The organism is Escherichia sp. 93.0816 (assembly GCF_013368855.2).
GTDB lineage: Bacteria > Pseudomonadota > Gammaproteobacteria > Enterobacterales > Enterobacteriaceae > Escherichia > Escherichia ruysiae.
Genome location: NZ_JABWNC020000013.1, coordinates 63302 through 77064 on the forward strand (window position 1 = coordinate 63302; position 13763 = coordinate 77064).

The 13763-nt window shown below is 51.7% G+C and carries 13 protein-coding genes; 9 read left to right on the plus strand and 4 right to left on the minus strand.

Features of this window, described 5'->3' with window-relative positions:
* Window positions 1-18: 18 nt before the first annotated feature.
* Genes gyrB through dnaA form a run of 4 tightly spaced genes read right to left on the minus strand, consistent with a single transcriptional unit; the run spans window position 19 to window position 6040 of the window.
* Window positions 19-2433 carry a DNA topoisomerase (ATP-hydrolyzing) subunit B gene (gene gyrB, locus HEM79_RS14625; RefSeq protein WP_000072052.1) on the minus strand — a complete coding sequence of 805 codons (2415 nt, stop codon included), beginning with the start codon at window positions 2431-2433 and terminating at the stop codon, window positions 19-21.
* A 28-nt stretch (window positions 2434-2461) separates the two neighbouring features.
* Entirely contained in the window at window positions 2462-3535 is a 1074-nt protein-coding gene (gene recF, locus HEM79_RS14630) for a DNA replication/repair protein RecF (protein WP_000060089.1), read from the minus strand.
* Window positions 3535-4635, minus strand: coding sequence for a DNA polymerase III subunit beta (gene dnaN, locus HEM79_RS14635; RefSeq protein ID WP_000673456.1), 1101 nt, complete (start codon window positions 4633-4635; stop codon window positions 3535-3537). The genes recF and dnaN overlap by 1 nt, the downstream gene beginning before the upstream one ends.
* Window positions 4636-4639: 4 nt before the next feature.
* Entirely contained in the window at window positions 4640-6040 is a 1401-nt protein-coding gene (gene dnaA / locus HEM79_RS14640; RefSeq protein ID WP_000059098.1) for a chromosomal replication initiator protein DnaA, read from the minus strand.
* A 296-nt stretch (window positions 6041-6336) separates the two neighbouring features.
* On the opposite strand from dnaA, the gene HEM79_RS23040 reads away from it, so the two are divergent.
* The 9 genes from HEM79_RS23040 (at window position 6337) to tnaB (ending at window position 13759) form a co-directional block, all read left to right on the plus strand.
* Window positions 6337-6408, plus strand: a complete 72-nt coding sequence (locus HEM79_RS23040; RefSeq protein WP_123056761.1) for a hypothetical protein — start codon at window positions 6337-6339, stop codon at window positions 6406-6408.
* 238 nt (window positions 6409-6646) lie between these two features.
* Window positions 6647-6787, plus strand: coding sequence for a 50S ribosomal protein L34 (gene rpmH, locus HEM79_RS14650; protein ID WP_000831330.1), 141 nt, complete (start codon window positions 6647-6649; stop codon window positions 6785-6787).
* 16 nt (window positions 6788-6803) lie between these two features.
* Window positions 6804-7163 carry a ribonuclease P protein component gene (gene rnpA, locus HEM79_RS14655; RefSeq protein WP_000239730.1) on the plus strand — a complete coding sequence of 120 codons (360 nt, stop codon included), beginning with the start codon at window positions 6804-6806 and terminating at the stop codon, window positions 7161-7163.
* Window positions 7127-7384, plus strand: a complete 258-nt coding sequence (yidD, locus tag HEM79_RS14660) for a membrane protein insertion efficiency factor YidD (protein ID WP_001307474.1) — start codon at window positions 7127-7129, stop codon at window positions 7382-7384. The genes rnpA and yidD overlap by 37 nt, the downstream gene beginning before the upstream one ends.
* A 2-nt stretch (window positions 7385-7386) precedes the next feature.
* Window positions 7387-9033 carry a membrane protein insertase YidC gene (gene yidC, locus HEM79_RS14665; RefSeq protein ID WP_000378258.1) on the plus strand — a complete coding sequence of 549 codons (1647 nt, stop codon included), beginning with the start codon at window positions 7387-7389 and terminating at the stop codon, window positions 9031-9033.
* 71 nt (window positions 9034-9104) lie between these two features.
* Window positions 9105-10469, plus strand: a complete 1365-nt coding sequence (gene mnmE, locus HEM79_RS14670) for a tRNA uridine-5-carboxymethylaminomethyl(34) synthesis GTPase MnmE (RefSeq protein ID WP_000019084.1) — start codon at window positions 9105-9107, stop codon at window positions 10467-10469.
* A gap of 241 nt (window positions 10470-10710) precedes the next feature.
* Window positions 10711-10785: a tryptophanase leader peptide gene (gene tnaC, locus HEM79_RS14675; RefSeq protein ID WP_032147965.1), complete on the plus strand. Its 75-nt coding sequence runs from the start codon at window positions 10711-10713 to the stop codon at window positions 10783-10785.
* Between the two features lie 220 nt (window positions 10786-11005).
* Window positions 11006-12421: a tryptophanase gene (tnaA, locus tag HEM79_RS14680; protein ID WP_176241528.1), complete on the plus strand. Its 1416-nt coding sequence runs from the start codon at window positions 11006-11008 to the stop codon at window positions 12419-12421.
* 90 nt (window positions 12422-12511) lie between these two features.
* Window positions 12512-13759 carry a low affinity tryptophan permease TnaB gene (tnaB, locus tag HEM79_RS14685; RefSeq protein ID WP_016159925.1) on the plus strand — a complete coding sequence of 416 codons (1248 nt, stop codon included), beginning with the start codon at window positions 12512-12514 and terminating at the stop codon, window positions 13757-13759.
* Window positions 13760-13763: the final 4 nt, after the last annotated feature.

A 13763-nucleotide genomic window follows, 5' to 3' on the forward strand; every position in this document is an offset into this window, starting at 1 on the left:
ATCAGGCACGCTCGCATTTTAAATATCGATATTCGCCGCTTTCAGGGCGTTTTCTTCGATAAACGCACGGCGCGGTTCTACGGCGTCGCCCATCAGCGTGGTGAACAGCTGGTCGGCGGCAATCGCATCCTTAACGGTAACGCGCAGCATACGACGGCTTTCCGGGTCCATGGTGGTTTCCCACAGCTGTTCCGGGTTCATCTCGCCCAGACCTTTATAACGCTGGATGGAGAGGCCGCGACGGGACTCTTTCACCAGCCAGTCCAGCGCCTGCTCGAAGCTGGCTACCGGCTGGCGACGCTCACCACGTTCGATAAACGCATCTTCTTCCAGCAAGCCACGCAGTTTCTCGCCCAGCGTGCAGATACGACGATATTCACCGCCGGTGATAAACTCGTGATCCAGCGGATAGTCAGTATCCACGCCGTGGGTACGCACGCGAACAATCGGCTCGAACAGGTTTTTCTCGGCATTGGTGTGGACATCAAACTTCCACTGGCTGCCGTGCTGTTCTTTGTCGTTCAGTTCGCTGACCAGCGCGTTCACCCAGCGGGTCACAATCTGCTCATCAGAGAGGTCAGCTTCCGTCAGCGTCGGCTGATAGATAAGCTCTTTCAGCATTGCTTTCGGATAGCGACGTTCCATGCGAACGATCATTTTCTGCGCCGCATTGTACTCCGACACCAGTTTTTCTAACGCTTCACCAGCTAAAGCTGGTGCACTGGCGTTGGTATGCAAAGATGCACCATCCAGAGCGATAGAAATTTGGTACTGATCCATCGCTTCATCGTCTTTAATGTACTGCTCTTGCTTGCCTTTCTTCACTTTGTACAGCGGCGGTTGAGCAATGTAGACATGACCGCGTTCGATGATTTCCGGCATCTGACGATAGAAGAAGGTCAACAGCAACGTACGAATGTGCGAGCCGTCGACGTCCGCATCGGTCATGATGATGATGCTGTGATAACGCAGTTTGTCCGGATTGTATTCGTCACGACCGATACCACAACCAAGCGCGGTGATAAGCGTCGCCACTTCCTGGGAAGCAAGCATCTTATCGAAACGGGCTTTCTCAACGTTGAGGATTTTACCCTTCAGCGGAAGAATCGCCTGGTTCTTGCGGTTACGCCCCTGCTTCGCAGAGCCGCCCGCAGAGTCCCCTTCCACAAGGTACAGTTCGGAAAGCGCCGGGTCGCGTTCCTGACAGTCCGCCAGTTTGCCTGGCAGGCCAGCTAAGTCCAGCGCGCCTTTACGACGCGTCATTTCACGGGCGCGACGCGCAGCTTCACGCGCACGGGCAGCATCAATGATTTTGCCGACCACGATTTTCGCGTCAGTTGGGTTTTCCAGCAGGTATTCTGCCAGCAGTTCGTTCATCTGCTGTTCTACCGCCGATTTCACCTCAGAAGAAACCAGTTTGTCTTTGGTCTGAGAGGAGAATTTCGGGTCCGGCACTTTCACGGAAACCACCGCAATCAGCCCTTCACGCGCATCGTCACCGGTGGCGCTGACTTTGGCTTTTTTGCTGTAGCCTTCTTTGTCCATGTAGGCGTTCAGGGTACGGGTCATCGCCGCACGGAAACCTGCCAGGTGAGTACCACCGTCACGCTGCGGAATGTTGTTAGTAAAGCAGTAGATGTTTTCCTGGAAGCCATCGTTCCACTGCAATGCCACTTCGACGCCGATACCGTCTTTTTCGGTGGAGAAGTAGAAGATATTCGGGTGGATTGGCGTTTTGTTCTTGTTCAGATACTCGACAAACGCCTTGATACCACCTTCATAGTGGAAGTGGTCTTCTTTACCATCACGCTTGTCTTTCAGGCGAATGGAAACGCCGGAGTTGAGGAACGACAACTCACGCAGACGTTTCGCCAGGATTTCATATTCGAACTCGGTCACATTGGTGAACGTTTCGAGGCTCGGCCAGAAACGTACCATAGTGCCGGTTTTATCGGTATCGCCGGTAACCGCCAGCGGTGCCTGCGGTACACCGTGCTCGTAGATCTGACGGTGAATTTTACCTTCACGCTGGATAACCAGCTCCAGTTTTTGCGACAGGGCGTTTACTACCGAAACACCAACGCCGTGCAGACCGCCGGACACTTTATAGGAGTTATCGTCAAATTTACCGCCTGCGTGCAGGACGGTCATGATCACTTCCGCCGCCGATACGCCCTCTTCCGGGTGAATACCGGTCGGAATACCGCGCCCGTCATCCTGTACGGAGACAGAGTTATCGGCGTGAATGGTGACGATAATTTCTTTACAGTGACCCGCGAGCGCTTCGTCGATAGCGTTATCTACCACCTCGAATACCATGTGGTGCAGACCGGTGCCGTCATCCGTGTCGCCGATATACATACCAGGGCGCTTACGCACCGCATCCAGCCCTTTCAGGACTTTGATACTGGAGGAGTCATAAGAATTCGACATCAACGTTTCTCGCTCATTTATACTTGGGTTAATCCGTTATTTTACCCTTTTCCACGGTAAACATCTTCGAATTTTCGTCCGACATGTCTATAACGTGTTCAGCACTGATCGCACTGACAAAGACCTGTGATTGCGTCGCTTTTAAGCGGCTGGCAAGCAGTCCGCGACGCTCATCATCAAGCTCAGAGGCAAAATCATCTATCAGGTAGAGACACCGCCGCCCGCTTTCACGGGTGAGGAACTCTCCTTGCGCCAGACGTAAGGCGCACATCAGCAGCTTGAGCTGCCCACGCGATAAGGTATCTTCCACCGGCGCACCGTCGGCGCGAATGCGTAAGTCCGCTTTGTGCGGGCCGTGCGCGGTGTAGGTTAGCTGGCGATCGCGTTCAAAATTACGTTCCAGCACCTCAGCGTACTCTGTCTCTTTCTCCCAGCCGCGCTGGAAAGAGAAAGTCAGAGAAAACTCAGGAAGAAATTGCTTACAGGTATCAGCCATATCGGCAGCGATACCGGCGCTATACTCCGCGCGCCAGGTGCTGATTTGCTCCGCCAGCGGGATCAATTCTTTATCCCACGGGCGTAGCTGTTCGTAACGTGTTACCTGGCGCAGCGCCGCATTGCGCTGCTTGAGCAAACGCTTGAGATTGCTCCAGGCGGTGAAAAATCCGGGTTCGTTGTGAAAGCATCCCCAGTCGAGGAATGCTCTTCTGTATTTGGGGCCGCCATTGAGTAAAGTAAACCCTTCTGGCGTTATCAGTTGCATCGGCATCAGGTGCGCCAGCTCCGCAACTTTATGCCCGTCAGTACCATCGATACGGACTTTGCTGTCGCCCTGTTTATCTTTGGTTAAGCCAATTGCCGTCTCACGCTCTTCACCCTGTAATCGCCCGTGGAGAATAAACGCCTCCTGCTCATGGCGAATGACGCGACCAATCTGCAAACTACGAAACGCCCGACCGTGACCGAGCGTATAGATGGCTTCCAGCACGCTGGTTTTGCCACTGCCGTTGGCACCCACCAGAAAGTTAAAGCCAGGAGATAAAGCGAGATCCGCGTTTTCGATATTGCGGAAATCGCGGATCAACAAGCGGGTGAGGGACATTACAGTCTCATTGGCATGACAACATAAGCCGCGCTCTGGCTGGCGGCATCTTCAATCTGCACACTGGAAACCGAATCAGTCAGCATCATGCGCACGTTTTCGCATTTCAGCGCGTTCAGAACATCCAGCACATAACTGACATTAAAGCCGATTTCCATCTCTGCGCCGCTGTAGGTGACGTCGAGGATCTCTTCCGCTTCTTCCTGTTCCGGGTTATTAGCGGTGATTTTCAACTGGTTTTCACTGACATACAGGCGCACACCACGGAATTTCTCGTTAGAGAGAATCGCCGCACGAGCAAAAGCCTGCTTGAGGAGATCGCAGCCTGCTTCCAGATGTTTGTCCGGGTTCTTCGGCAGAACGCGACGGTAATCCGGGAAGCGACCATCCACCAGTTTGGAGGTGAAAATAAAGTCGCCAACGTGAGCGCGAATGTTGTTGCTGCCAATTTGCACGCGCAGCGGATTGTCGCCGCCGTCGAGCATACGCATCAGTTCAATCACGCCTTTACGCGGCACAATCACCGAATGGCTCGGCAAAGACTGACCAATCGGCATTGAGCAGACCGCCAGACGGTGACCGTCGGTCGCCACGGTGCGCAGCTCTTCGCCTTCGGTTTCGAACAGCATACCGTTTAAGTAATAGCGAACGTCCTGATGCGCCATAGAAAACTGGGTCGCTTCAATCAGACGCTTCATCGTCGCCTGCGGCAGGGTAAATTCAACTTCGCTCTGCCAATCATCAAGGTTCGGGAAATCTGCCGCAGGCAGGGTAGAAAGCGAAAAACGGCTACGCCCGGAGCGTACCAGCATCCGCTCACCTTCCAGTTGCACGGCAATTTCCGCGCCTTCAGGCAGACCACGGCAGATATCAAAGAATTTGCGCGCCGGAACGGTCGTCGCCCCTGGTTCGTGCGGCTGAATCAGCGCAACACGTGCCACCATTTCCATCTCGAGATCAGTACCGGTCAGCGACAACGTACCGTCAGCAACCTGTAACAGCAGATTACCGAGAATCGGTAGCGTAGGACGACCACCTAACGGACCGCTCACCTGTTGTAGCGGTTTTAATAAATGCTCACGTTCTACGGTAAATTTCATAGGATTAAGATGACAATGTTCTGATTAAATTTGAAAAATCTTCTTTGATATCATGGCTCTCTTCACGCAACTGCTCGATCTTACGGCAGGCATGAAGCACCGTCGTGTGGTCACGACCGCCAAACGCATCGCCGATCTCTGGCAGACTGTGGTTAGTCAGCTCTTTCGCCAGCGCCATCGCCATCTGGCGCGGACGCGCCACCGAGCGAGATCGACGCTTGGAAAGGAGATCCGCGACTTTGATCTTGTAGTACTCTGCCACCGTCTTCTGAATATTGTCGATGGTGACCAGTTTTTCCTGCAATGCCAGCAAGTCGCGCAGCGCCTCACGCACGAAGTCGATGGTGATCGCCCGTCCGGTAAAGTTGGCGTTAGCAATGACGCGGTTCAGCGCCCCTTCCAGCTCACGCACGTTAGATCGTAGACGCTTGGCGATAAAGAACGCCACTTCGCCCGGCAAACGAATGTCGTTTTCGTCAGCCTTTTTCATCAGGATCGCCACGCGAGTTTCCAGCTCTGGCGGTTCGATCGCCACAGTCAGTCCCCAGCCAAAGCGGGATTTCAAACGATCCTCAACGCCGTTGATCTCTTTCGGATAGCGATCCGAGGTGAGAATGATCTGCTGATTACCTTCAAGCAGGGCGTTGAAGGTGTGGAAAAACTCTTCCTGGGATCGTTCTTTATTAGCAAAAAACTGAATATCGTCGATCAGCAGCGCATCAACAGAACGGTAGTAGCGTTTAAACTCTTCAATCGCGTTGTTTTGCAGGGCTTTTACCATATCCTGCACAAAACGTTCGGAGTGCATATAAACCACTTTGGCATTGGGCTTGCGCGCCATAATGCCATTGCCCACCGCATGGAGCAGGTGAGTTTTCCCCAGCCCCGTGCCGCCATAAAGGAACAACGGGTTATAGGCGCCGCCAGGGTTGTCTGCCACCTGGCGAGCCGCCGCGCGCGCCAGTTGGTTAGATTTACCTTCGACGAAGTTATCAAATGTATGTTTAACGTTAACGTTGGAACGATAGGTCGGTTCTGCCGGAGCCGGAACGTTATCCCAACCCGAGCGCGCCGCAGGTGCAGCACGTTGCGGTTGCACCTGAGCGGCCTGAGCGGGTGCAACGGTGTTACTGGCAGGGACTTTCAGCGTTTGTGTCACGGGCTTTGTGCCCACTTCAAAACGCAGCTGTGGGGCATCCGCTCCGCAGAAACTGGTTAGCAGTCCATTGATATTATTGAGGTACTTGTCCCGTACCCAGTCGAGGACAAAACGGTTTGGCGCGTACAAGGCCAGCGTGTTATCGCTCAGTTCCGCCTGCAATGGGCGTATCCACATACTAAATTCTGTGGCTGGTAACTCATCCTGCAATCGGGCAAGACACTGCTGCCAAAGCGAAAGTGACACGGCGGACTCCACTCGAACAAAAGTCGATTATGACTAAGGCTGAAACATTCATGATTGTTGACGCACGTCGAAAAGACCCTGCATGAGGGTGACGCACGAACCGCTGTCTGCGGTTATATGCCCGATCAAGATCCTGCAAAACGATCGGGACCGAGGATCATAGCCTAAACTGCGCAAGAGATCTTCTGTTTCTCACAGATTTTCCCGATTTATCCACAGGGCTTTCCAGAACCCGTTAAGTGTAAACGATCCAGGCACAAGGCGGGCACGATTTAGGCCGCATATTGGAAAATTTAATGACCATAAACAAAATTAGTCTTAATCGATCTAATAAAGATCCTGAGCGATCCTTGCGCTTTACCTGGTAGCCCGTATAATCCTCCACCCGGCGCGCAATGCTGGTTTTCACCGGTATACAGTTGCACTTTTTCCCTGTGAAAAGGTGCGGAAAAGCGCGGTAAATAAGGAAAGAGAATTGACTCCGGAGTGTACAATTATTACAATCCGGCCTCTTTAATCACCCATGGCTTCGGTGTCCATCGTTCGATTTTCGGACGGATATCCAATAAAGCCATTGAATTTATTCAAGTTTAGGTAGAAATCGCCATGAAACGCACTTTTCAACCGTCTGTACTGAAGCGCAACCGTTCTCACGGCTTCCGTGCTCGTATGGCTACTAAAAATGGTCGTCAGGTACTGGCACGTCGTCGTGCTAAAGGCCGTGCTCGTCTGACCGTTTCTAAGTAATAAAGCTAACCCCTGAGTGGTTAAGCTCGCATTTCCCAGGGAGTTACGCTTGTTAACTCCCAGTCAATTCACATTCGTCTTCCAGCAGCCACAACGGGCTGGCACGCCGCAAATCACCATCCTCGGCCGCCTGAATTCGCTGGGGCATCCCCGTATCGGTCTTACAGTCGCCAAGAAAAACGTTCGACGAGCGCATGAACGCAATCGGATTAAACGTCTGACGCGTGAAAGCTTCCGTCTACGCCAACATGAACTCCCGGCTATGGATTTCGTGGTGGTGGCGAAAAAAGGGGTTGCCGACCTCGATAACCGTGCTCTCTCGGAAGCGTTGGAAAAATTATGGCGCCGCCACTGTCGCCTGGCTCGCGGGTCCTGATAGCCCTCATTCGGGTCTACCAACGCCTGATTAGTCCGCTACTCGGGCCGCATTGTCGTTTCACTCCAACCTGTTCAAGCTACGGAATTGAGGCATTGCGCAGGTTTGGAGTGATAAAAGGCAGTTGGTTGACGGTGAAACGCGTATTAAAATGCCACCCTTTACACCCTGGTGGTGACGATCCCGTCCCGCCCGGACCATTTGATACCAGAGAACACTAACGATGGATTCGCAACGCAATCTTTTAGTCATCGCTTTGCTGTTCGTGTCTTTCATGATCTGGCAAGCCTGGGAGCAGGATAAAAACCCGCAACCTCAGGCTCAACAGACCACGCAGACAACGACCACCGCAGCGGGTAGCGCCGCCGACCAGGGCGTACCGGCCAGTGGCCAGGGGAAACTGATTTCGGTTAAAACCGACGTGCTTGATCTGACCATCAACACCCGTGGTGGTGATGTTGAGCAGGCCCTGCTGCCGGCTTACCCGAAAGAACTGAACTCTACCCAGCCGTTCCAGCTGCTGGAAACCTCACCGCAGTTTATTTATCAGGCACAGAGCGGTCTGACCGGTCGTGATGGCCCGGATAACCCGGCTAATGGCCCGCGTCCGCTGTATAACGTCGAAAAAGACGCTTATGTGCTGGCGGAAGGCCAAAACGAACTGCAGGTGCCGATGACGTATACCGACGCGGCAGGCAACACGTTTACCAAAACGTTTGTCCTGAAACGTGGTGATTACGCTGTCAACGTCAACTACAACGTGCAGAACGCTGGCGAAAAACCGCTGGAGATCTCCACTTTTGGTCAGTTGAAGCAATCCATCACTCTGCCACCGCATCTCGATACCGGAAGCAGCAACTTTGCGCTGCATACCTTCCGTGGCGCGGCGTACTCCACACCTGACGAGAAGTACGAGAAATACAAGTTCGATACTATTGCTGACAACGAAAACCTGAACATCTCTTCGAAAGGTGGTTGGGTTGCGATGCTGCAACAGTATTTCGCAACTGCATGGATCCCGCATAACGACGGCACCAACAACTTCTATACCGCTAATCTGGGTAACGGCATTGCCGCTATCGGCTATAAGTCTCAGCCGGTACTGGTTCAGCCTGGTCAGACTGGCGCGATGAACAGCACCCTGTGGGTTGGCCCGGAAATCCAGGACAAAATGGCGGCCGTTGCTCCGCACCTGGATCTGACCGTTGATTACGGTTGGTTGTGGTTCATCTCTCAGCCGCTGTTCAAACTGCTGAAATGGATCCATAGCTTTGTGGGTAACTGGGGCTTCTCCATTATCATCATCACCTTTATCGTTCGTGGCATCATGTACCCGCTGACCAAAGCGCAGTACACCTCCATGGCGAAGATGCGTATGCTGCAGCCGAAGATTCAGGCTATGCGTGAGCGTCTGGGCGATGACAAACAGCGTATCAGCCAGGAAATGATGGCGCTGTACAAAGCTGAGAAGGTTAACCCGCTGGGCGGCTGCTTCCCGCTGCTGATCCAGATGCCAATCTTCCTGGCGTTGTACTACATGCTGATGGGTTCCGTTGAGCTGCGTCAGGCACCGTTTGCACTGTGGATCCACGACCTGTCTGCACAGGACCCGTACTACATCCTGCCGATCCTGATGGGCGTAACGATGTTCTTCATTCAGAAGATGTCGCCGACCACCGTGACCGACCCGATGCAGCAGAAGATCATGACCTTTATGCCGGTCATCTTCACCGTGTTCTTCCTGTGGTTCCCGTCAGGTCTGGTGCTGTACTATATCGTCAGCAACCTGGTAACCATTATTCAGCAGCAGCTGATTTACCGTGGTCTGGAAAAACGTGGTCTGCATAGCCGCGAGAAGAAAAAATCCTGATTCGGTGAGTTTTCGCTAAAATAAGGGCGGTCAGTTGACCGCCTTTTTTATTTGTATTGATGAGATAAACCATGAGCCATAACGACACTATCGTCGCCCAGGCAACCCCACCGGGACGCGGTGGTGTGGGCATCCTGCGCATCTCCGGCCTCAAAGCCCGTGAAGTTGCTGAAACCGTGCTGGGTAAATTGCCGAAGCCGCGCTACGCCGATTATCTTCCGTTCAAAGACGCCGACGGCAGCGTGCTGGATCAGGGCATCGCGCTATGGTTCCCTGGCCCGAACTCGTTCACCGGTGAAGATGTGCTGGAACTGCAGGGTCATGGCGGTCCGGTGATCCTCGACCTGCTGTTAAAACGTATTCTGACCATTCCTGGCCTGCGGATTGCTCGCCCAGGTGAGTTTTCAGAACGCGCGTTTCTTAACGATAAACTCGATTTAGCCCAGGCCGAAGCGATTGCGGATCTTATCGACGCCAGCTCAGAACAGGCGGCTCGTTCGGCGCTTAACTCACTGCAAGGCGCGTTCTCCGCACGGGTCAATCATCTGGTTGAAGCCCTCACCCACTTGCGCATTTACGTCGAAGCGGCGATTGATTTCCCCGATGAAGAGATCGATTTCCTCTCCGACGGTAAAATTGAAGCCCAGCTCAATGACGTGATTGCCGATCTCGATGCGGTACGCGCCGAAGCTCGTCAGGGCAGTCTATTGCGCGAAGGGATGAAGGTGGTGATTGCCGGACGCCCAAATGCCGGTAAATCGAGCCTGTTAAACGCGCTGGCGGGGCGTGAAGCGGCGATAGTAACTGATATTGCCGGAACCACGCGCGACGTACTGCGTGAGCATATTCATATTGACGGGATGCCACTGCATATCATTGATACCGCCGGGCTACGTGAAGCCAGCGATGAAGTGGAACGTATTGGTATCGAGCGAGCGTGGCAGGAAATTGAACAGGCCGACCGGGTGCTGTTTATGGTTGATGGCACGACGACAGACGCCGTTGATCCGGCAGAAATCTGGCCGGAATTTATCGCCCGTTTGCCTGCGAAACTGCCGATCACCGTGGTGCGCAATAAAGCTGATATCACCGGCGAAACGCTGGGAATGAGCGAAGTGAACGGTCACGCGTTGATTCGTCTCTCTGCAAGGACTGGCGAAGGCGTGGATGTGTTGCGTAACCATCTCAAACAGAGCATGGGTTTCGACACTAATATGGAAGGTGGTTTCCTGGCGCGCCGTCGTCACCTGCAGGCGCTGGAACAAGCGGCGGAGCATCTGCAACAGGGCAAAGCGCAACTGTTAGGTGCATGGGCGGGTGAATTGCTTGCGGAAGAACTACGCCTGGCACAGCAAAACTTAAGCGAAATCACCGGGGAATTTACTTCTGACGATCTGCTGGGGCGAATTTTCTCCAGCTTCTGTATCGGTAAGTAACCCGTACCTACAAAGCCGCATCCAGATTGCCTGATGCGGCTTTGCTTTCTTGTTAGCACTCTTATTATTACTCAACCCTTTTTATAAACCTTAGCCTTCTTACGTAACTTATTTTCTTAAAAAAGCATTTAATATTGTTTCGCAACCGTTTGTGATTCGATTCACATTTAAACAATTTCAGAATAGACAAAAATCTTGAGTATTATACTGTAACGTTGTGTCTTTCGAGGATAAGTACATTATGAATACCTTACATATATGTGTGACCTCAAAGTGGTTTAATATTGACAACAGAATTGTCGATCACCGCCCTTAATTTGCCCTTCTGTAGCCATCACCAGAGTCAAACCGAATTAGATTCAATGTGATCTATGAGTTTGCTACGTCTTTATTTTCTTTTTTTATATACGCTATTACTGATTTAATTGCTTTCTTAAAGCAATAACGGTTCTTGTATATATGTGGAAAATTAATAGATATTGCAAATGTAATATTCACAGGGATCACTGCAATTAAAATAAATGAAGGATTATGTAATGGAAAACTTTAAACACCTCCCTGAACCGTTCCGCATTCGTGTTATTGAGCCAGTAAAACGTACCTCTCGTGCTTACCGTGAAGAAGCGATTATTAAATCCGGTATGAACCCATTTCTGCTGGATAGCGAAGATGTGTTTATCGATTTACTGACCGACAGTGGCACCGGGGCGGTGACGCAGAGTATGCAGGCAGCGATGATGCGCGGCGACGAAGCCTACAGCGGCAGCCGCAGCTACTACGCATTAGCCGAGTCAGTGAAGAATATCTTTGGTTATCAATACACCATTCCGACTCACCAGGGGCGTGGCGCAGAGCAAATCTACATTCCGGTACTGATTAAAAAACGCGAGCAGGAAAAAGGCCTGGATCGCAGCAAAATGGTAGCGTTCTCGAATTATTTCTTCGACACCACTCAGGGCCATAGCCAGATTAACGGCTGTACAGTGCGTAACGTCTATATCAAAGAAGCCTTCGATACTGGCGTGCGTTACGACTTTAAAGGCAACTTTGACCTCGAAGGTTTAGAACGCGGTATTGAAGAAGTTGGCCCGAATAACGTGCCGTATATCGTTGCAACCATCACCAGTAACTCCGCAGGCGGTCAGCCGGTATCTCTGGCAAATATGAAAGCGATGTACAGCATTGCGAAGAAATATGACATTCCTGTAGTGATGGACTCCGCGCGCTTTGCTGAAAACGCCTATTTCATCAAGCAACGTGAAGCGGAATACAAAGACTGGACTATCGAGCAGATTACCCGCGAAACCTACAAATATGCCGATATGCTGGCAATGTCCGCCAAGAAAGATGCGATGGTGCCGATGGGCGGCCTGCTGTGCGTGAAAGACGACAGCTTCTTCGATGTCTATACCGAGTGCAGAACCCTTTGCGTGGTGCAGGAAGGCTTCCCGACGTATGGCGGCCTGGAAGGCGGCGCGATGGAGCGTCTGGCGGTAGGTCTGTATGACGGCATGAATCTGGACTGGCTGGCTTATCGTATCGCGCAGGTGCAGTATCTGGTCGATGGTCTGGAAGAGATTGGCGTTGTCTGCCAGCAGGCGGGCGGTCACGCGGCATTCGTTGATGCCGGTAAACTGTTGCCGCATATTCCGGCAGATCAGTTCCCGGCACAGGCGCTGGCGTGCGAGCTGTATAAAGTCGCCGGTATCCGTGCGGTAGAAATTGGTTCTTTCCTGTTAGGCCGCGATCCGAAAACCGGTAAACAACTGCCATGCCCGGCTGAACTGCTGCGTTTAACCATTCCACGCGCAACCTATACTCAAACACATATGGACTTTATTATTGAAGCCTTCAAACATGTGAAAGAGAACGCAGCAAATATTAAAGGGCTAACCTTTACCTACGAACCGAAAGTATTGCGTCACTTCACCGCAAAACTGAAAGAAGTTTAATTAATACACTCAGAGTGGCTATAAGGATGTTAGCCACTCCATTCCCTACATCCTCAATAACAAAAATAGCCTTCCTCTAAAGGTGGCATCATGACTGAACAAGCAGAAAAAAAGCACTCTGCATTTTGGGGTGTTATGGTTATAGCAGGTACAGTAATCGGTGGAGGTATGTTTGCTTTACCTGTTGATCTTGCCGGCGCCTGGTTTTTCTGGGGTGCCTTTATCCTTATCATTGCCTGGTTTTCAATGCTACATTCTGGGTTACTATTATTAGAAGCAAATTTAAATTATCCCGTCGGCTCCAGTTTTAATACCATCACTAAAGATTTAATCGGTAACACCTGGAACATTATCAGCGGCATTACCGTTGCCTTCGTTCTCTATATTCTCACTTACGCCTATATCTCTGCTAACGGCGCGATCATTAGCGAAACGATATCAATGAATTTGGGCTACCATGCCAATCCTCGCATTGTCGGGATCTGCACGGCCATTTTCGTCGCCAGCGTATTATGGATAAGTTCGTTAGCCGCCAGCCGTATCACGTCGTTGTTCCTCGGGCTGAAGATTATCTCCTTTGTCATTGTGTTTGGCTCTTTCTTCTTCCAGGTCGATTATTCCGTTCTACGTGATGCCACCAGCACGACTGCGGGGACGTCTTACTTCCCGTACATTTTTATGGCTCTGCCAGTGTGCCTTGCGTCATTTGGTTTCCACGGCAATATTCCCAGCCTGATTATTTGCTATGGCAAACGCAAAGATAAGCTAATCAAAAGCGTGGTTTTCGGTTCGCTGCTGGCGCTGGTGATTTATCTCTTCTGGCTGTATTGCACCATGGGCAATATTCCGCGTGAAAGTTTTAAAGCGATTATTTCCTCCGGCGGCAACGTCGATTCACTGGTGAAATCGTTCCTCGGCACCAAACAACATGGCATTATCGAGTTTTGCCTGCTGGTGTTCTCTAACTTGGCTGTCGCCAGTTCGTTCTTTGGCGTCACGCTGGGACTGTTCGATTATCTGGCGGATCTATTTAAGATTGATAACTCCCACGCCGGTCGTTTCAAAACCGTGCTGTTAACCTTCCTGCCACCAGCGTTGTTGTATCTGGTCTTCCCGAACGGCTTTATTTACGGGATCGGCGGTGCCGGGCTGTGCGCCACCATCTGGGCGGTCATTATCCCTGCGGTACTGGCAATCAAAGCCCGCAAGAAGTTTCCCAACCAGATGTTCACGGTTTGGGGCGGCAATCTCATTCCGGCGATTGTTATCCTCTTTGGTATAACTGTGATTTTATGCTGGTTCGGTAACGTCTTTAACGTGTTACCTAAATTTGGCTGATCCC